Origin of the sequence: Clostridioides sp. ZZV15-6597 (assembly GCF_020657815.1) — a bacterium.
Taxonomy (GTDB): Bacteria; Bacillota; Clostridia; order Peptostreptococcales; family Peptostreptococcaceae; genus Clostridioides.
Genome location: NZ_JAGWCT010000009.1, coordinates 54798 through 74963, shown reverse-complemented (window position 1 = coordinate 74963; position 20166 = coordinate 54798). Strand labels below are relative to the sequence as shown.

Below are 20166 nucleotides of genomic sequence, written 5' to 3'. Positions count from 1 at the left end.
TAATTCTATTTTAGTAGAATATTTTTGTCAATAACATTTTAAGTATTATTAAAAAATATTTAAAAAAAGGGAACTATTTAAAGAGTTTAACAATCTTACAATAATTCCAAAATATATTATTCCTATGAAAATTTTGATACCATGAGTAACTTAGCTCTAAGCGCATAAAGCAAAAGTTACTATTTTATTTAATAAAACTTGACAAGAAAAGAATTTATATTTATTCTACTATGATAGAGCATTTTTGTCAATAAATAATAAAATTATTTTCAAAATATTTTCATTGTTCACGCTTATTCATTATTTCGTTATAAAATATTACTTTACTAGTGGTAATTTTAAAGTTATTTTTAGACCTTGACAATCCTCACTTATGATATCTAATTTACCTTTGTGTGCGTTTATAATACCTGCTACTATTAAAAGCCCTAGACCATGATTCTGACCTTTAGCATATGCATCACTCAAATTATATTGATTCTTCAACAAATAACTAATTTTATCTTTACTCATACCTTTTCCATCATCTTCAATAGTTATATAGCAAAAATCTAAATCAGACCTTGAAACTACATTTATATTACATCCATGTTGATTGTGAGTTATACTATTTTGTATCAAATTGCTAATAGCTCTTTTTAATAACTTTTTATCTGCATCTATAATAATATCTTCATCCAATATATTAAGCTCAATATAAAAGTTATTATCCAAATTATTATTTATAAAATCAGAAACAACCTCTCTTAAGAAAGCAGAAACCCTAATTTTACCGCAATCTAATGCTTGCATATTGTATTCTAATTTAGAGACTAAGTTAAGGTCGCTTACTAATTCCCTAATCTTAATACCTTGATTACATATAATATATACTTGCTCATGCTCTCTTTGAGAAAGATTTTTACTTTCCTCAAGCTCTCCAGCATATCCTATTATCATTGAAAGTGGTGTTCTTATATCATGAGATATTCCTGCAATCCAATTAGACCTAGCTTCTTCTCTTTTTCTAAGCTTTGCATTTTTTTCCTGTAATTCTCTAGATACAGAGTTAATAGATTTTGAAATATCGCTAAGTATCCCCTTTTCTTGAAGAAGTACTGGCTCGCCCTTTGAAATAAGCTTCATCCCTGTAATAATTGGCTTTATAGATTTTATCATTTTTAATCCTATAAACAAAGCTATTAAAAAAGTAATCATTGCATTAAGCAAAATCATAATTAATATTAACCTTGGAAATTGGTCTATTTCCTTAATAGTATAAGTAAGGTTAAACCTTGTATACTTGTCTTTGGGATATCCTGTAACTAGAAGCCCATCAGGATGTTCCCATACATACACAGGATAGTCTTTTAAAAAAAATTTTGAAAACTTAGCTACATCAGTTAAAGTATAATGCTTTGGTATTTCTTTTGGTAAATCATACTCCCATATTCTGTCCCCATTATCATCAATTAGCATTGCCCAAGATTGATTTTTGTGTAACACCTCTTTACTAGATTCATCCAAGACAAACTTACCATCCTTTGAAGTTAGCTTTTCTTCAAGCATCATTAAATTTGCTTTAGTTTCTCTGCTATTGCTTGTATCTGATTCGCCAGAGTATGGGTATACAAAAGTTACATATGAAAATATCAAAAATCCTGCTATGTTTAAGATAATTAGAAATAATGAAATCAAGATACTTGAACCTATAAATCGCCTTAATATATACTTTACACTATCCAAAATTAAATCCCTCCTCTTGAAATCTTCATATGGCATAAATCAATTAATAATTAACTTATATCCAAGCCCTCTTACTGTAAGAAGATGCTTAGGAGAAGATGGAGCTTCTTCTATCTTTTCTCTAACTCTCCTAACATGTACCATAAGAGTATTTTCATACCCATACATGTCATCTCCCCATATAGCTTGACATAGTGCATCACTAGTAACAATTCGCCCTTTATTTTCATACAGCTTTAAAAGCAGGGAATGTTCTTTAGCAGTTAAAGATATTTCTTGTCCATCTTTTTTTACACATGCAGTATTTAAATTTACAACAACATAATCTCCTAGTTTAAATACTGGCAACTCATCTTCCTTCATAGGAATATATACACGATTTAATATACCTACTAACCTTAAAGTAAGTTCTTTAGGTAAAAATGGCTTTACTATATAATCATCAGCCCCTAAACCTAGACCAATCAACCTATCTTCATCCTCTCCTCTTGCAGAAAGAAAAATAACTGGTATCTTGGATGTTTCTCTAATTTTTCTCATAATAGAAAAGCCATCTCCATCTGGCAACACTACATCTAAAATTGCACAGTCTGGTTTTATATTTTTAAATACTCTCACAGCTTCTTCATAACTAGATGCTAGAAAAATTCTATTAAATCCCTCTTTTCTTAAGATTTCATCTATCATTTTTAATAATTCTTTATGGTCATCAACCACAAGTATTTTTTTATCCTTTATTGTTTCCATAATCATCACCCTTCCTAAGTATATCATATACCCATTTTTATAACTTTACCTCAATAGACTATTTAAGGTTATCGTAAGGTAAACTTCAGCTAGCTGAAATGTAAGTGCTTTATTGTATTAATATAAGCTACAAACACTGCTATATGTAAGTCATAAAAATTCATACTAAATTATAGAAAAGAGGATAAAACATATGGAAATGATAATTAAGACAAACAGACTTTCAAAAGAATACAATAAAATATTTAGAGTAAAAGACTTAGACCTTAGAGTCCCAAAAGGAGCTGTATATGGCTTTTTAGGTCCTAATGGTGCTGGTAAATCCACTACTCTTAAAATGCTACTTGGACTTGCAAAACCTACACAAGGAAATATTAGTATTTTAGGCAAAGAATTAAACGATAAAAATAGAATATCAATTTTAAATGATATTGGCTCATTGATAGAATCTCCATCATATTATGGACACTTGACAGGGCTTGAAAATATGACTATTATGCAAAGACTATTAGATTTACCTAAAAAAAATATACAAGAAGCCTTAAAAATAGTAAGACTAGAAAATCAAAAGAATAAAAAGGTCAGTCAATATTCACTAGGTATGAAACAACGTCTTGGTATTGCCATGGCAATAATGAAGTTTCCTAAATTATTGATACTTGATGAACCTACAAATGGACTTGACCCAGCTGGAATTGAAGAGATTAGAGAACTAATAAAATCTCTTCCAGAAAAATACGGTATGACAGTTCTTATTTCCAGTCATCTTCTAGGTGAAATTGACCAAATCGCCACATCAATAGGAATAATAAATCATGGCGAACTTGTTTTTCAAGATAGTATAAAAGAACTTCATGATAAAGGTCAAAGTCATATTGCTATTAAAACACAAAATCCAATATCTGCCCAAAAACTTTTAAATACACAAGGATATATGTCACTTATACAAGATGGATATTTAACTATTGAGAATTTAAAAGATACAGATGTAGCTAAAGTAAATAACATACTTGTACATTCAAATATGGATGTGTTTAGAATAGAAGAACATAAAAAGAGCTTAGAGGATATATTCCTTGAACTTACTGGCAAGGCGGTGACTTTATAATGAAATATCTTAGTTTAGAATTTTACAAAATCAAAAGAAAGAAAATTATTTTGATGACATTTTTATTTGTAGCTGTTGAGATAATGTGGTGTATCATGAATTCAAACAGAGCTCTTACAAAAAATCCAGACATGCTAAGTGGATTTGAATATTCATACATGATTATGAGTTTTACAAGTTTAAACGGATTATTTTTTCCTATTTTAATATCAATAATTACTTCACGAATAAGCGATATAGAACATAAAGGAGATACATGGAAACTTTTAAAATCTTCTGCTACACCCTTAAACAGTATTTATTTTTCTAAATTTTTATGCTCCACTATTTTGATATCAGTATCTATACTCTTACAAATATTAGCTATTTTAGGTTTTGCGTCTTTTAAGGGCTTTATCGAACCATTTTCTATGTCCTTAATTATCAAATATACCTTAGGCACAATACTTGTTAGTATAGCTATAATAGCACTGCACCAATGGGTTGCAACTGTATTCCAAAATCAAATGCTTGCTGTTACGCTTGGTATGTTAGGTAGCTTTATAGGTTTAACATCAGGATTATTTTTTCAAGGTATTCGTAGATTATTTATATGGTCTTATTACATAGAATTAACGCCTCTAAATTATGCCTATGACACTGCCCTTGGTTCATCAGTTTACAAAGTAAATATGAATTTTTCAATGACTGTTTTAATCTTCTTTGTTGGAATGTTAATTTATTATATTGGAAAAAATCATTTATTAAATAAGGAAATATAGGAGGGATTTAAATGTTAAGAAAATCGGTTCTTGGAGAAATCCTAAAGTTAAAAAATTCTTTTATATGGTATATATTATTGGCTTTACCACTTATAAGTGTGCTAATTGGTTCTGGAAACTTTTATCTAAATCAAGGTGTCCTTAAGAAAGAATGGTATAGCTTGTGGACTCAAGTTAGTCTATTTTATGGTGAGTTTTTCTTTCCTATATTAATAGCAATCTTTTGTGCCTATGTTTGTAGACTTGAACATATGAATCATAATTGGAATAATGTAATGACACTTCCAATCAATTTAAAAAATATTTTTTTATCTAAGCTTATAGTTATTTCAATACTTACAGCTATCACTCAAATTGTTTTTGTTATTTTTTACATAGTGGCTGGAAATATGATTGGATTTTCCCAAAGTGTACCTAATGAACTTGCTGGCTGGATTGTTAAGGGTTGGATTATTTCCATTTCAATAGCTTCTATACAACTATACCTATCTATAAAGATTAGAAGTTTTGCTACTCCTATTGGTATCAGTCTTTGCCTTTCTCTATTTGGAATGGGCTTACTAGTAGCACAACCTTCTATTGGGATATTTTTCCCATACTCTATGCTAGGAAGTGCTATGGGTATTATAAAGCAATCTGCTTTAAATGTTAACGATACTATAATTACAATATGTGTTGCATTTGCTACTACTATAATATTTTCTGAAATCGCTAAGAGAAACTTTAGAAAAAATGATGTTATATCTTAATATTATAATAAAAGTATATATGACAAGATGGCGTCACCCTTTTGTATTATAATAAATAAAGTATATATGATAAGTAATTCAAATATATTATTTATAATCTTTAAAAAAAGAAATTATGGAACAAACATGAGAAGTCAATACTTACTTCTGAAAATTCACTTATTTTTAGTAGAAGATTTACCTATTTTTAGTATCTACTCTTCCTTTATTTCTTAATATGAAATATAATATGTATAGATGAAATTCAATCTAGTAATATGACTGAAAACAAATTACTAAATTGCTAAATAATTGTAAATGAAAAGAAGGATAAGAAGAAAAGATTATTTATATTTTATACGAATTGTAAAGAAGCAAGGTTATAATAAAAGATAATAAAACTAGTGATAAGACTATAGTACATTGCTATTTTATTTTCTAGAATTAGCCTTAATCCACAGGAGGATAAATTAAAATGATAATTAGACAAGAAAAAGCCAGTGATAAAGATAAAGTATATGAAGTTGTTAAGTCTGCATTTGCAAATGAAGAATCTTCTGACCATGATGAACAAAACCTTGTTAATCGATTAAGAAATAGTACTAGCTTTGTTCCAGAACTTTCACTTGTAGCTGAAGATGATGGAAATATAGTTGGTCATATTCTATTTACAGAAATAAAGGTTAAAAATGATGTACTACTTGCACTAGCACCAGTAGCAGTTTCTCCTAATGTTCAAGGTAAAAAAATAGGTTCAAAGTTAATTGAAGAAGGACATAAAATTGCAAAGTCAAAAGGATATAAAGGTTGTGTAGTTTTAGGTCATGACAAATATTATCCTAAGTTTGGCTATCAAGTGGCAAGTAAGTTTAATATAAAAGCTCCATTTGAAGTACCAGATGAAAATTTTATGGCTATAGAACTACTAGACAATGGGTTGAAAGAAGTATCTGGTGTTGTAGAATATGCAAAGGAGTTTTTTGAACAGTAGTTATAAATTATGATTAGTAATTTTGTTGAATATTCAAGAGATAAGGAGTGGTATGATGGGTGAACTTTCTAAATTACCAAATATAGGTCCTGTAGTTGAGGGTCAATTAAACCAAGTTGGAATCACAAACTATGAACAATTAAAGGAAATAGGTAGCAAACAGGCATGGTTAAAAATAAAATCTATTGATGCTTCTGCATGTATTAATCGTCTATATTCATTAGAAGCTGCAATTCAAGGCATCAGAAAAAGTCAATTATCTTCAGATGAAAAGGAAGAATTAAAAGAATTTTATAATATATTTAAGTGTTAGAAAAGGAGTGTTTATATGTTTGAATCAAGATGTGGTGTACTCTGTAACAGTTGTACAAGAAAAGAGAAAGTAAATTGTAAAGGATGTACTCAAATGAAAGGCCCATTTTGGGGTGGTGAATGTAAGGTTAAGACTTGCTGTGAAAGCAAAGAATTTAACCATTGTGGAGAATGTGATACTTTCCCTTGTGATATGCTTTCAAATATGGGAAAAGACCAAGGTTTTGACCCTACAATAAAGATTGAACAATGTAGAAAGTGGCTAAATGAAGAAAAAGCTTTAAATGATTCTCTTAATTAATCTAATTCATGGATTGAAATACATATTATTTTAAGATACATATGATGAGTGATGTATTATAAAAGAGCTAAGTAAATAGTTTTAATTATTACTCAAAACTGATATTTAGCTCCTTTATATCTTATATTTAACTCTTTCATAATCACTCTTTAGCCTTTTATAATTATTCTTTAATTCTCTATAGTTATCTTTTAGTCTTTCATAGTTATTTCTAGCTCTTTCATAATTATCTTTTAGTCTTTCCAATAATTGTATGCCTTTTAATAAAATAAATTAATTGCTTTTAATCTAAGTAATACCAGACACTTTATCGTTTAATCAATATTTACTTTCCCATAAAAATGGTCATAGAAAATCAATTCTTTATACTTCACTTTTTGCCTGTTTTTTGGTATTATTATTATGTTAAGAAAATTAATATAATTTAGTATTATCAAATTAAATTAGTTTACATTTTCCTAAAAAGTTTATTTAAACACCTTATATGACGTCTATTAAAAAACTATCTTTCCTTTTAAAATTTTTAGCTTAAAATAGGAGGTAAATATTGTGCATAATAAACTTTTGTCAATTACCCAATTAGCAAAACTTAGAAATCTTACAAGTGAAACACTAAGATATTACGACAGAATAAATCTTATAAAACCTAACTATGTAGACCCTAATACTAAATATAGATATTACTCTATTCTTCAATACGAAGAGTTAGGAACTGTAAAAGAACTAAGACAATTAGGAATGTGTATCAATGATATTACAAGTTATTTTAATGACAGAAATTTCCAAAAATCTATTGAAATTTTTGAAAAATACCAAGAAACACTTCACTCAGAAATCAGAGAAAAAATAGAACTTGAAAAGGTATTAAATAAAAAAGTTGAATTTTTAAAACAATTAAATTCTCTATCTCCAGTAAATACAATTACAGAGCTTACACTTCCAGATAGATATATGATTACCTTTGATGAACCAACTGGTGGACCTCATGAATTAGCTCTTGCTGTAACTGAATTAGAATCTCATTTAAATGAGATTGCTCCAATTGTTGCGAGCGATAGAGTGGGTGCTTATGGTAATGATTCGATTTTAGACGAATCGCAAGATTATATTCCTCTATCTCCATTTATATTCGTAGAAGACAACGATGTACAGTCCTCTTTAAAAAAGCTTGTTCCAGGTGGATTATATCTTTCTATGTATTATGATGGTGATGAACTTGAAAGATACCATCCGTCTTTTGATTTTATAAAAGAGTATATGAGTGAACACAACCTATGCCTTAATGGCGATATTTATCAGATATTTAAAATAGATGTGACTCTTACTAGTTACTTAAATGAAACGCTTATGGAAATTCAAGTTCCAGTAAAAAAAATATAGTCTATTACATAAAGGCTATGATTGTTAACTTACCATAGCCTTTTTACTTACTTTTCTCCATAGTCTTTTTACTTACTTTTGTGATTCCCAATCTGCTGGGTATGTTACATATATAAACCTAGCATAATTAGGTACTGAAAACTTTATACTACTTCCTTTTGGTATAAGTATTAGCTCCCCTTCAGATGCTGTTATCTTTCTTCCATCTATTAATATGTCTAAAGTTCCTTCTATTATATAGTCTACTTCATCATAATTTAATGTCCAATCGAAAGTTGTTTCTTTCATTTCCATAATTCCACAACCTAATCTTGGACTTTCTTCTAAGGTAAATAAATCTTTTGTATAAACTATATCATTTGGATTGCCAGTATCTAATCTATTACTTTCATCTACCTTTACTCTTGGTAATTTTATAGAAGTTATTCCACTTATATCTTTGTGTCTATCAAAATCTACATTATTTTTAGAACCATTTAAATTTTCTTCTATTATTTGTCTAACTAATACTTCCAATATATCTTTATCTAACGTACTTATATCCATCTCTTATTACCTCCTTAACTCTTATATTAAACTCTATAGCATCAATACTTTTACTCATCCGCAAATTCAAGAGAATCGACTATTCCAACTATAGTTGCATCTATTGGAACACTCTGTCTTTCTATTGAAGTTCTGGCAGCAGAGCCTCTCGTTATAAGGACTAAATCTCCATTCCCTGCCCCTGCATTATCTGCAGCTACTAAAAAGCCTTCTTTATATGTATCTTTAGCATTTAATAGTTTCACAACTAAGAATTTTTGTCCATTTAACTTTTCATCTTTTCTTGTTGCCCATACATTACCAACTATTTTTCCTATCTCCATAAGTCTCCTCCACTATATTCTTTTTACTGTTATATTATGTATTCTTATAAAATCCATAGCTAATGGAGTTATTATACTATTTTGACTTACGATAATATCCTTAGTTCCATTTATCATAGGCTTTCTCAAATCAGACTCCGATATAAGCCTTTTATGCGTCAAATCTATGCTAAACTTATCATCTATTTTTACTTTTTCTTCATTCAATATTTCTTTTTTAAACTTTTCCTCACTAAATGCTATTTCATTAAACGCTACTTCACTTAATGTTATCTCATTTAAATCCTTTATAATCTTTACTCCATATTTACAAATATCATCTTCATACGCTCTGTATTTATTGTATAGTGTTTTAGGTGCAGTGTCTTTATAGAGTTTGTATTCTATTCCTCCATCTAACACATATACTTTCTTACCTTTCATAAGCATTTTTAATAGAAATCTTTCTTCATTTGAAAAACTATTTCCTAATGCTAAATTGCAAATACCTCTCAGACAAAGTTTTGATACTATTACTACATCAGAATCTTTTGTATCATTATCAAATATTTCTATATTAAACTTATCACTTAATAAATCAAATTTACTTTTATCATTTTCATATAATATAACTAATTTTTTTCTATTTTCATTTTCTATACATCTAATATTCGTAGTATTTATTTTTTTGTAAAGTTCTTCTACTATAATCTCTATAAGATTGTTATAATCCATAAGCTTTCCTTTCTAGGTGTATAGCTATCTCTTTATTATCTTTGCAATACTTCCTTTTGAATATGCACATGCATTTGCCTCATCGTAATCTATGTGAATATAAGTTTTAAACTTATCACTAACTCTAACAACTACATCATCAAATATTAAAGGTCTTTTTCCAAATACTTTAACTTCAACTATCTCATTGTCTACCACATTAAATTTTTTGGCATCTTCTATCGACATATGTATATGTCTTTTTGCTACCATAAGACCTTTTTGAAGTTCAATTTCCCTTTTTTCTGTAGCTATTTTAATACCTAAGGTATTTTCTAAATCTCCACTTTGCTTTATTGGTGGCTTCAATCCTAATATAGAACCATCTGTTAAAGATATTTCTACTTGTGTTTCCTTTCTACAAGGTCCAAGAACTACAACATTTTTTAATGTACTTTTTGGTCCAATTATTGTAACTCTTTCTTTACAAGCATATTGACCTGGTTGAGATAAATCTTTTAATTTTGTTAATGTATATCCTTTGCCAAATAGTTTTTCTACATCTTCTTCACTTAAATGTACATGTCTTCCTGATGCTTCAACTTCTATAAATACTTCTTTTTTAACTCTACTTACTACTTCTTGTACTATTTCATTTAATAGGTTTTCCATAAATATCCCCCAACTACTGGTATTGTCCAGTTCTTATTTTATAAATCATAATCCAGAACACTGATGACAATCTATTAAGAGCTTTTATTAAATCTTCTCTCTCAACTTCTCCATATTCACCTTTAAACGCTTCATATGCACAGAGTTCAGCTTCCCTAGTACTAGTTCTTATACTATTTATAAGTACTACTTCTTCACCCATTTTATAAGTTGGAAATTCATGACCTATACCAAAATATTTTTTAGGATTATGAGATTGTTCTCTCAACTCTTTTTCAGATAGACCTAAAAGCTTAAAGCTATCTAATTTTTCTTCTAACACTTCACATTTCATTATCTTCCTTACAAACTCTAATATTTCTTGTAACTCATTTACTAATTTTCCCAGACCTTTTTTGTTACACAAAACTTGAACCTCTAGTATTTTTGATTCTAATGAGTCTATTTTTCCTCTTAAAATTATCCTCTTATGGTCTTTAAATACTAATATATCTCCATTTAAATGAGTCATATGTTCTGGCTTTTCATTTAACTTAGCTCCAAATACAGTTTTGTATTTATAAGATTCTTCTTTTACAGTTTCTTTTATAACTTCCTTATTCTCATTGTTTGTATTTGAAATATTATCAATATATTTTATTTCAATTTTTTTTTCAGCTAAATAAGACTTTGCTAAAGGAGTTATAATCTGACCTTTTTCAATGTAATATTCAGTTATATTCCCTTTGTTTTCGCGCATTTCTTTTCTTATTTGATTTTCTGTTAAAACACTCATTTTATCACATCTCCTATTAGATGTATAAAAGGGGACTCCTCAAAATATATTGACATCCCCTTTTTATCAAATTTAAATTTTATTTACTATATAACCTATTAGTCAACATTTACTTTTGGTAATATAGCATCTACTTCAAAGTGTGGTCTTGGTATAACATGAACAGATATTAAATCTCCAACTCTCTCAGCAGCAGAAGCACCTGCATCTGTAGCAGCTTTAACAGCTCCAACATCACCTCTCACCATTACTGTAACTAAACCTCCACCTACTTGCTCTTTTCCAACTAATTGAACATTGGCAGCCTTAACCATTGCGTCTGCTGCTTCTATTGCTCCTACTAATCCTTTAGTTTCTATCATCCCTAATGCGTTTGCGTTTGCCATAATTCTTACCTCCAAAATTTTATATTAATATTTTTTAAAATTATTTTAGTTTTTTAAAATCTAACATAGCTCTAAAGCTATCTTTTTTACTAATACATTTATTAGCTCTTCTCTATCCATAGAGTCAAATATTGATTTTTCTACTTTAGAATTTGTGCCTCTAAGTTCTTCTATTTCTTTAACTCCATAAGCTATTTTCTTTATATTTAATAAATCTAATGGTCCTACATTATTTGAAGTTGAACTTCCACCTATAGCTCCACACCCTAGTGTTAAGGCAGGTGATAAGTTTGTTGCTCCACCTATTCCTCCAAGTGCAGATGGTGCATTTACTATTATTCTTGATACTGGCATATTAAGTGCAAATTTCTTTACAAGTTCCTCATCATTAGCATGCATTGAGAATGTGTGACCAGCACCTTCGTTTAAAAGTATCTCTCTAGATTTTTGCATAATAGATTCAATATTTTCCTCTACATAAAATGCAAGTATTGGAGTCAGTTTTTCTCTAGAGTAAGCTACATCATTTCCTACTCTAGATTCTCTTGCTATAAGCACTTTAGCATAACTTGGCACATTACTTAAATTAGCTAATTTAGCAAGTGTTTCTACACTCTTTCCAACTATTTGAGGATTCATTGTTCCATTTGCTCTTAATATAAATTTAGACAGCTTTTCACTTTCCTCTTCATTTAAGAAATAAGCTCCTTGATTTTTCAGTTCATTAACAACTATCTCTTCCATAGATTTTTCTACTATTATAGATTGTTCAGATGCACATATTACACCGTTATCAAAAGTTTTAGAATCTAATATTCTTTTAACTGCTAACTTAATATCTGCACTCTTATCTATAAATGCTGGTCCATTTCCTGGTCCTACACCTATGGCAGGTGTTCCTGATGAATAAGCAGCTCTAACCATAGCTTCTCCACCAGTTGCTAAAATAAGTTTAGTATCTTTATGCTTCATTAATTCATTAGTACCTTTAAGGCTAGGATTAGTTATACCTAATATAATATCCTCTGGACACCCTGCTTTTATAGCTGCCTCACTTATTATTTTTATAGTCTCAAGTATACATTTTTTTGCATTTGGATGTGGTGAGAAAATTATTGAATTTCCTGATTTTATAGAAATCATAGCTTTGTAGATTACTGTTGATGTTGGATTTGTTGATGGTATAAGCCCTGCTACTACTCCTACTGGTGTAGCTATATCAACTGTTTTTTCTTCTTTATTTTCACCTATTATCCCAATAGTCTTCATATCTTTTATGGCTTCATATAACATTTTAGATGCAAATGTATTTTTAACTATTTTATCTTCATATTTTCCAAATCCAGTTTCTTCGTTGGCCATTTTAGCTAATTTAGCGGCATTTTCATATGCTGTATCTGCTATTGACTTAACTATTTTATCTATTTGTTCTTGGCTCATTCTAGAAAGTTTAACTTGAGCTTCTTTAGCCTTTTTTACAAGATTTCTAACTTCTTGTATAGATAATAAATCTTTATCTAAAATTTCCATATCTATTTATCCTCTCTAATCAATTTATCAACTAAATCTACTAGGTCTTCTTTTTTCAAAGAGTTTAATTCCTTATTAGTCAAAGAAGAATTGTATTCTCTAGCTAAATTTTTTAGTTCTTTTACATTCATGTTTAGTAAGTTTCTATTATTAGTAACCCCATCTCTTACTGGTTTTACTTCTTCTAATGTTTCTATATTTGTATTTTCGTTTTCTTCAACTTTTATATCTTCTCTTAAAGTTTCTATATTTGTATTTGTATTTGTATTTGTATTTGTATTTGCATTTGTATTTGCATTTTCTTCAATTTTCACATCTTTTTCTAAAGTTTCTGTATTTGTATCTTTATTTTCTTCTATCTTCATATTTTCTTTGATTGGTATTTCGCTAACTTTATTATATTTTTGAGTAGCTCTTTCTTCTTTTTTCAATAAATTATCAGCTACTTCTTTATGTATCCTTGGTATTACATGAGTTGCTCTTAATACTCCAACTTTATTTGCGGCAACTTCTCCAGCTTCTATAGCTGATTTAACTGCTCCTACATCTCCAACTATTGTTAATGTAACTATTCCCGCTCCTACTTTGTCAATGCTAAGTATATTTACACTAGCAGACTTTACACATGCATCACATGCCTCTATTGCAGCAACATATCCTATTACTTCTATTAAACCTACAGCATTCATTTATCTTTAAAACCTTGTTGGGTCATCAGCTACAGATTTAACAGCTTCAGCAAAAGCATCACAAGCTGCTTTACAAGCTGATTGAGACCCTGTAAGCAATGCTCCACCAAAGTTTGTTTCAGTTGGAGGTGCAAATAATTCACATAGACTTACATCTGCTGCTTTTAATGCTGCATCTAGTGCATACACAGCTTCTAAAGGTGGTGCTACTAAATAAGCTATGGCTTCTCCTTCTTTGATTCCTGCCACTTTAGAAAGATATGTTCCTGTTCTAGATACACAGTGAGCATAATATACTATTGAATCATCATCATTTGCACTTATAAAAGTTGATCCATATTCTAGAAAATCAACTACTGCATTTAATCCACTTCTTACTTCAGCTGGGCTTGGTCCTGCTATTATACCTAATACTTCCCCAGCAAGTTTTGTTGAAGCATTTGTAGCTCCTGCATACATTGACTTTGCATATACAACATCAACTTCTGAAGCTTTTGTTGCTTCATCAAGGGCAGTATATGTCACATCATCACAATCAGCAGTTATAAACCCTAAACTTTTATGGTCTGAATTTAATTCTAGCTTTTGTGCCATTTCTGGACTTATGTTTGAAATCATTTTAATTCCCAATATTTTAGGACGAATTATATCATTTTTCATAACTTGTACTCCTTTAAGTTATTATTTTAAATCAATTCCAGAAGCTTTCTTATCTAAAATTGTTTTTATAAGTTCAGCTATATGTGCACCTGCTTCAACAGCAGTAGTTCCACCTTTATGGATGTTTGATACCACTGTTCTCTTAGCTTCTGCTATACCAACTTTAGGCTTGTATGTAAGATACGCTGACATAGATTCTGCTGTAACAAGACCTGGTCTTTCTCCAATTAACACACATACCACTTCACAACCTAACTCTTCACCTAAATGGTCCATAGCCCCAACTCTACAATGTTTAACAAATACAATATCTCCCACTTCAATTCCATACATCTTTAAACCTTGCTTTATAGCCATAATACAATCATTTGAGTTAGCTTCTATAGCAGCTGAACTTAGTCCATCACCTGCCATTATTAATACCTTTTGATTTGTACCTATTTGCGTTTTTATAAAATCTATAGTTTCACTTGAAAATTTTCTTCCAAGGTCTGGTCTAGTTAAAAATTCATCTTTATCCTTACATAAAGTTTCTATTTTTATTAAGTTGCTATTTTCCACAAAATCTTCATCTACGTAAGAGAAAACGGCATCTTGTGCAGCAGCATGGTCTGCTCTAAATCTTAAAACTGTTTCTGTTTTATATCTAGCTCCACATCTACCTATACCTATTCTTGCAGGAGTTTTAGATTTCATATCTAAATAGGCTTCTGCATCCTTAGGATTTTTTACTAATAATTGCTTTTTTAAATCTATTTCCGTTATATCTTCTATGCAAGCATCATCATCTACTGTACTTTTATTTACTTTGTCTACTGTATTTTCAACAACTTCATTTATGACACTAGAATCGATTTGACCAGCCATTTGATTTACTAACTGCTCTACTAATGCTTTTAAATCTTTTTCATTCATACTTAAGACCTCCTACCCTAATAATATTGATGCATCTCCAGCTTTTTCTGTTAATTTACCATCTTTAGAGAAGCCCATTTGTTCCATCCAAGCATCAAACTCTTTTATTCCTGTAAGTCCAAACATTTCTCTAAGTGATGCTGTCTCGTGGTATCCTGTAGTTTGGTAGTTAAGCATTACATCATCTCCATGAGGTATTCCCATAAAATATGTACATCCAGCTGTAGTTAATAATATCGCTAAATTTTCCATATCGTTTTGGTCTGCTTTCATATGGTTTGTATAGCAAACATCAACACCCATTGGCAATCCATGTAATTTACCCATAAAGTGGTCTTCTAGTCCTGCCCTCATTACTTCCTTTGCATCATATAGATATTCTGGTCCTATAAATCCAACTACTGTGTTTACTAAAAATGGCTCAAACTTTTTAGCAAATCCATAACATCTAGCTTCCATAGTAACTTGGTCTATTCCATGATGTGCTTCTGAAGAAAGCTCCGAACCTTGCCCTGTTTCAAAATACATTACATTAGGTCCTGTGGCTGTCCCATGCTTTAAAGCTAAATTTCTTGCTTCTTCAATCGTTGCTGAATTGAATCCAAAAGCTTCGTTTCCTTTCTCAGAACCAGCTATCGATTGGAATATTAAATCTGTTGGAGCTCCATTTCTTATAGCTTCCATTTGTGTCGTAACATGAGCTAACACACAAGTTTGAGTAGGTATTTTATATTTTTGTTTTACTTCCTCAAATCTCTTTAGTACTTTAGTTACACTTTCAACTGAATCATCAACTGGGTTTAATCCAAGTACGGCATCACCTATTCCAAAAGTTAATCCTTCTAGAAGTGATGCAAGTATCCCATCTGGGTCATCTGTTGGATGATTTGGTTGAAGTCTAGCTGATAGAGTACCTTCTTCGCCTATTGTTGTATTACAATGAGCTGTAACTTTAATTTTTTTGGCTGCATAAACTAAGTCCATATTTGACATTAGCTTTGCAACTGCTGCTGTCATTTCTGAAGTTAATCCTCTTGATATTCTTTTTATATCTAAACTACTTGTTTCACTATCTAATAGCCACTCTCTAAGTTCTGAAACAGTCCAGTCCTTTATTTCACTATAAACTTTTTCATTTACACCATCTTGAATTATTCTTGTGACCTCATCTTCATTATAAGGAACTGCGGGATTGTTTCTTATATCCTCTAATTTTATATGAGATAAAACTACTTTTGCTGCAACTCTCTCTTCGGCACTTTGAGCTGCAAGACCAGCTAGCTTATCACCAGACTTTTCTTCATTTGCTTTTGCCATTACGTCATATAGCCCTTTGAACTGATAAGTACGCCCAAATAATTTTGTCTTTAAAATCATCTCCTTACCCCCTTTTTTAATTAAAAACTAATGTCTTTATTACTACAGGTAACACTTTACCTTCAGCTATTGGCTTTCCAATATCTATGTAGTCTCCATTTTCAACCTTAATACTATCTATGCAAATAATATCTTTTTTGTAATCTAAAACTGCACAAATAGATTGTCCTAGTACTTTTGCCATGTCATTTTCTATAATTACTACAAATGGCAAGTCATTTTCTATAATTTCTTTCATACCACTTACTAATCCACGTGCATACTCTTGTATTTCTAAAAAACTTGGATTTTTGCTTCCTTCTATAGCTATAACAATTTTTTGTAAGTCATTTTCTAACTTAAACCAATTTAACTTATTTTTTATACTTTCACTTAATGCCTTTTCATCGCTAGTTTCTTCTTCTCTTGATAGTTTTAAAACAGGTAGATTTTTAAGTGGAAAATCCTCACTTGTATAAGTTATAGTACTTCCACTTACTTCAGTCGTATGAGAACCAGCACCTACTACTGTAGCTCTAATAGTCTCTAATGGAGTTATTACATTTATTTTTTTTAGTTCCTCACAATTTTTTATTGCTTGCCCTAATAAAATACCTAAGTCTCCATATTTAAAATATTCATCTATGTTTTTATCATAGTAGATGTAATCAGCGACCCCACCAGAAAAAGATATGTTCTCTATCTTTTCACTTAAATTTATAGATTTATTGGTTACTATAAACTCAAATAGACTTGTTTTCTTTTTTATTCCTATACTTTGTAGTATTAAATCAACCATTATATCTATTATTGGCTTTGTATTTTCTATAGTTGCTATAGTTCCTATTTGAAGTCCTAGATTATAATCTTTTATGATTTTTTCTATCTTAGGTGATATATAAGTTATTTTTTTGCTATGCTTGTCTATTTTTATAAGTCTCCCACCTATATCTAGACAACCAGTATCTAAGACTTCACCTCTTTTAAATAAAGCTAAATTACTAGTTCCGCCACCTATATCTAGATTTACAACACTAGTTGAATGATTTTTAGAATAAATATGAGCCCCTGCTCCTTTACCAGATATGATACTTTCTAAATCTGGTCCTGCTGTTGCCACCACAAAGTCTCCTGCAAATCCACTTAAATTATGAAGTACATAATTTGCATTTTCTTTTCTAGCTGTTTCACCAGTTATAATAACTGCACCTGTATGTATGTCTTCTTTAGATATATTTGCTTTTTTATATTCACTATCAACTATGTTTTTTATTTCATTTCCATTTATCTCATTGTTGGAGATAAGAGGTGTAAAGTATATTTCACTTTTATATACAATTTCTTTGTCTATTATACTTATCCTAGGTACTGAAAAACTAGATGCAGTGTTTTCAACTATCAATTTAGAAAATATTAGTTGAGTAGTACTTGTCCCAATATCTATCCCAACACTTAATAACTCTTCTCTCATTTTCTCACCTCATAATTTAAAAGCATTTCTTAAACAAAGAAGTTAGATTGTTCTATAGACTATCAATATTTTTCTTCCAATGACCTTATCTCATTTAAATATTCAAATAACTCATCTATACCTACATCATCTATTGTGTCTACTTTAAATATTTTATTGACTCCTGCTAAAGTTAATCTTTCTATTCCTAAATCTATTTGATTTTTATCTAATTTATTTATCTTAGTCATAATGCCTATAGTTTCTTTACAAAATATACTTGCAAAGCCTGGTGCCATATAATTTTCTTCTTGAGTTGCATCATAAACTATAGCCACTACTTTAGCATCTACAGCTGTAGTTATTAAAGCGTTATACAATGCTCTATTTTCCATATATTCACCTGGGGTATCTATTGCATTTTTATAAATTTCTATTGACTGTGTTTTCTTATATCGAATCTCTAGTTCATCTAGTTTTTGGCAAAGAGTAGTCTTTCCACTACTTGTTTTTCCCATAAAAATTATATTTTTCATTTTATGTCCTCGTTATCTTAGTTGATGAAAAATTCAACATCTCACCTAACACTTCTAATACTTCATTTAATGCAGATTCTACAGAACTTACATCTCCAGATATTACTAAAGACCCACTAAATCTATCTATAAATCCAAGCGATATATCTGATGATTTTGTTGCCACATCTGCTGCTATTATTGAAGCTTCACTCGGCGTTATTGTAAGAATACCGATTGCATCTTTTCTATCTAGTATTAATCCTAACTTTTTGTATATATCCTCATTTGGATTAGCTATTATATGAGCAAGTGTTACTTGCTTTCCTGGAACATATTCTTGTATAATTCTTTGTTTAGTTTCTTCGCTCAATTTTGCCCCCTAATTTTTATTACATTTTTACTTGATTTTATTTAGTATTTCTATTATGTCTTCTTCTATGGGAACTTTAGGATTTGCATTAGTGCATCCATCTTGAATAGCCAAAACTGCTATTTCACTCTGTAAATTACTTAATTCTTCCAAACTTACATTGCATTCTCTCAATTTAATTGGCATGTTTAATTCTTTTTGTAGCTTTTTTATTTCATTAACTAAACTCTTCACACCACTTCTTGTATTTGAAGTACTAAGACCTATTAACTTTGATATTTGTGCATATTTTTTTGCTGATAATGAGTAGTCTGTATTTGAATATCCTGTGATATTAGCATTGTATTCTATTACATGTGGCAATAATATTGCATTTGCTCTTCCATGTGGTATATGAAACTTTCCACCTAGAACATGTGCTATGGAGTGATTTATTCCTAATGATGCTTGATTAAATGCCATTCCAGCTAGACAAGATGCATTATGCATTTTTTCTCTAGCCTCTAAATCATTTCCATCCTTATATGCTTTCAATAAATATTCAAATACTAGTTTTATTGCCTTTTCAGCAAGTGCATCAGAAAAATCATTAGCATTTACTGATACATATGCTTCTAATGCATGTGTCAAAACATCCATTCCAGTATCTGCTGTTATAAAATCTGGTACTGTTTTAACCAACTCTGGGTCTAGTATCGCTATATCTGGAATTAATTCATCTGACACTAGAGGATACTTTGCACCTTTTTGCTTATCTGTTATTACAGAAAATGATGTTACTTCTGAGCCAGTTCCACTTGTTGTTGGTATAGCAATAAATTCGATTTCATTAGTTCTTAAAATTTGCTTTGAAAAGTCCTTTATAGCTTTAGCTGCATCTATTGCAGAACCTCCACCTAAAGCTATTACTGTATCTGGCTTTATATTTTTTAATACTTCGATGCCTTGTACTACTGTATCTATAGGTGGGTCTGGTACTATATCACTAAATACTTCATATGTACTGTGTTTTAAATTTACCAAGATTTTATCTATAGTTTTTGATTTAACCATAAAAGGGTCTGTTATAACCAATACTTTTTTACCTTTTATCTCTTGTAAGTATTCTAAAGAACCTACTCCAAATTTTACTTTGGTTTTTATTTCAAAATTATTCAATCTAATCTCCTCTTTTATAAAAACTTATTTAAAATTAAACAATTGTTAAGCAAAAGCCCCACAGAACAACCT

At 29.9% G+C, this 20166-nt stretch carries 25 protein-coding genes; 7 read left to right on the top strand and 18 right to left on the bottom strand.

From position 1 onward, the window contains the following. Positions 1-318: 318 nt before the first annotated feature. Together KGF52_RS03960 and KGF52_RS03955 are read right to left on the bottom strand one after the other, a co-directional pair. Positions 319-1725, bottom strand: coding sequence for a sensor histidine kinase (locus KGF52_RS03960; protein ID WP_227839211.1), 1407 nt, complete (start codon positions 1723-1725; stop codon positions 319-321). A gap of 39 nt (positions 1726-1764) precedes the next feature. Beyond that, complete coding sequence (locus KGF52_RS03955) at positions 1765-2472, bottom strand: response regulator transcription factor (RefSeq protein WP_227828713.1); 708 nt, start codon at positions 2470-2472, stop codon at positions 1765-1767. Between the two features lie 193 nt (positions 2473-2665). On the opposite strand from KGF52_RS03955, the gene KGF52_RS03950 reads away from it, so the two are divergent. The 6 genes from KGF52_RS03950 (at position 2666) to KGF52_RS03925 (ending at position 6673) form a co-directional block, all read left to right on the top strand. Next, positions 2666-3580 carry an ATP-binding cassette domain-containing protein gene (locus tag KGF52_RS03950; protein WP_227839210.1) on the top strand — a complete coding sequence of 305 codons (915 nt, stop codon included), beginning with the start codon at positions 2666-2668 and terminating at the stop codon, positions 3578-3580. Next, positions 3580-4341: an ABC transporter permease gene (locus tag KGF52_RS03945; RefSeq protein WP_227839209.1), complete on the top strand. Its 762-nt coding sequence runs from the start codon at positions 3580-3582 to the stop codon at positions 4339-4341. Before KGF52_RS03950 ends, KGF52_RS03945 begins: the two co-directional genes overlap by 1 nt. An 11-nt stretch (positions 4342-4352) precedes the next feature. Then, positions 4353-5090: an ABC transporter permease gene (locus KGF52_RS03940; protein WP_227839208.1), complete on the top strand. Its 738-nt coding sequence runs from the start codon at positions 4353-4355 to the stop codon at positions 5088-5090. Positions 5091-5544: 454 nt separating this feature from the next. Continuing rightward, a complete protein-coding gene (locus tag KGF52_RS03935) occupies positions 5545-6060 on the top strand; it encodes a GNAT family N-acetyltransferase (protein WP_255642482.1) in 516 nt (171 codons plus the stop codon). A 55-nt stretch (positions 6061-6115) separates the two neighbouring features. Beyond that, complete coding sequence (locus KGF52_RS03930; protein WP_227828717.1) at positions 6116-6373, top strand: TfoX/Sxy family protein; 258 nt, start codon at positions 6116-6118, stop codon at positions 6371-6373. A gap of 15 nt (positions 6374-6388) precedes the next feature. Next, positions 6389-6673 carry a DUF3795 domain-containing protein gene (locus KGF52_RS03925; RefSeq protein WP_227839207.1) on the top strand — a complete coding sequence of 95 codons (285 nt, stop codon included), beginning with the start codon at positions 6389-6391 and terminating at the stop codon, positions 6671-6673. Between the two features lie 114 nt (positions 6674-6787). Here the strand turns inward: KGF52_RS03925 and KGF52_RS21355 are convergent, their stop codons facing one another. Further along, complete coding sequence (locus KGF52_RS21355; protein WP_255287817.1) at positions 6788-6919, bottom strand: hypothetical protein; 132 nt, start codon at positions 6917-6919, stop codon at positions 6788-6790. 303 nt (positions 6920-7222) lie between these two features. Here KGF52_RS21355 and KGF52_RS03920 point away from each other — a divergent pair, with 303 nt between their 5' ends. Continuing rightward, a complete protein-coding gene (locus tag KGF52_RS03920; RefSeq protein ID WP_227828719.1) occupies positions 7223-8053 on the top strand; it encodes a MerR family transcriptional regulator in 831 nt (276 codons plus the stop codon). A gap of 72 nt (positions 8054-8125) precedes the next feature. Here the strand turns inward: KGF52_RS03920 and KGF52_RS03915 are convergent, their stop codons facing one another. The 15 genes from KGF52_RS03915 to KGF52_RS03845 all read right to left on the bottom strand — a co-directional run bounded on the left by KGF52_RS03915 (position 8126) and on the right by KGF52_RS03845 (position 20094). Next, positions 8126-8599: a cupin domain-containing protein gene (locus tag KGF52_RS03915; protein WP_227839206.1), complete on the bottom strand. Its 474-nt coding sequence runs from the start codon at positions 8597-8599 to the stop codon at positions 8126-8128. A gap of 50 nt (positions 8600-8649) precedes the next feature. Further along, positions 8650-8922 carry a EutN/CcmL family microcompartment protein gene (locus KGF52_RS03910; RefSeq protein WP_227824686.1) on the bottom strand — a complete coding sequence of 91 codons (273 nt, stop codon included), beginning with the start codon at positions 8920-8922 and terminating at the stop codon, positions 8650-8652. 12 nt (positions 8923-8934) lie between these two features. Further along, positions 8935-9636 carry a TIGR02536 family ethanolamine utilization protein gene (locus KGF52_RS03905; RefSeq protein WP_227839205.1) on the bottom strand — a complete coding sequence of 234 codons (702 nt, stop codon included), beginning with the start codon at positions 9634-9636 and terminating at the stop codon, positions 8935-8937. A 24-nt stretch (positions 9637-9660) separates the two neighbouring features. Beyond that, on the bottom strand, positions 9661-10287 hold the full coding sequence (gene eutD / locus KGF52_RS03900) for an ethanolamine utilization phosphate acetyltransferase EutD (protein WP_227839204.1): 627 nt from the start codon (positions 10285-10287) through the stop codon (positions 9661-9663). 13 nt (positions 10288-10300) lie between these two features. After that, positions 10301-11062 carry a cobalamin adenosyltransferase gene (locus KGF52_RS03895; protein ID WP_227839203.1) on the bottom strand — a complete coding sequence of 254 codons (762 nt, stop codon included), beginning with the start codon at positions 11060-11062 and terminating at the stop codon, positions 10301-10303. A gap of 98 nt (positions 11063-11160) precedes the next feature. Continuing rightward, positions 11161-11448, bottom strand: coding sequence for a BMC domain-containing protein (locus KGF52_RS03890; RefSeq protein ID WP_227828724.1), 288 nt, complete (start codon positions 11446-11448; stop codon positions 11161-11163). A gap of 60 nt (positions 11449-11508) precedes the next feature. Further along, entirely contained in the window at positions 11509-12978 is a 1470-nt protein-coding gene (locus KGF52_RS03885) for an acetaldehyde dehydrogenase (acetylating) (protein WP_227839202.1), read from the bottom strand. Positions 12979-12980: 2 nt separating this feature from the next. Further along, a complete protein-coding gene (locus KGF52_RS21545) occupies positions 12981-13667 on the bottom strand; it encodes a BMC domain-containing protein (protein WP_285894674.1) in 687 nt (228 codons plus the stop codon). Between the two features lie 6 nt (positions 13668-13673). Further along, a complete protein-coding gene (gene eutL, locus KGF52_RS03875) occupies positions 13674-14327 on the bottom strand; it encodes an ethanolamine utilization microcompartment protein EutL (RefSeq protein ID WP_227839201.1) in 654 nt (217 codons plus the stop codon). A 21-nt stretch (positions 14328-14348) separates the two neighbouring features. Continuing rightward, positions 14349-15242, bottom strand: a complete 894-nt coding sequence (gene eutC, locus KGF52_RS03870) for an ethanolamine ammonia-lyase subunit EutC (RefSeq protein ID WP_227828727.1) — start codon at positions 15240-15242, stop codon at positions 14349-14351. Positions 15243-15254: 12 nt separating this feature from the next. Further along, entirely contained in the window at positions 15255-16619 is a 1365-nt protein-coding gene (locus KGF52_RS03865) for an ethanolamine ammonia-lyase subunit EutB (protein WP_227839200.1), read from the bottom strand. 16 nt (positions 16620-16635) lie between these two features. Next, the gene (gene eutA, locus KGF52_RS03860; RefSeq protein ID WP_227839199.1) at positions 16636-18069 is read right to left on the bottom strand and encodes an ethanolamine ammonia-lyase reactivating factor EutA; all 1434 of its coding nucleotides are present in this window, start codon (positions 18067-18069) and stop codon (positions 16636-16638) included. 62 nt (positions 18070-18131) lie between these two features. Next, entirely contained in the window at positions 18132-18584 is a 453-nt protein-coding gene (locus tag KGF52_RS03855; RefSeq protein ID WP_227828730.1) for a EutP/PduV family microcompartment system protein, read from the bottom strand. Between the two features lies 1 nt (position 18585). Continuing rightward, positions 18586-18936 carry an ethanolamine utilization microcompartment protein EutS gene (gene eutS, locus KGF52_RS03850; protein ID WP_227828731.1) on the bottom strand — a complete coding sequence of 117 codons (351 nt, stop codon included), beginning with the start codon at positions 18934-18936 and terminating at the stop codon, positions 18586-18588. 27 nt (positions 18937-18963) lie between these two features. After that, positions 18964-20094 (bottom strand): 1-propanol dehydrogenase PduQ, encoded by a 1131-nt coding sequence (locus KGF52_RS03845; RefSeq protein ID WP_227828732.1) that lies wholly within the window; start codon positions 20092-20094, stop codon positions 18964-18966. Positions 20095-20166 lie beyond the last annotated feature (72 nt).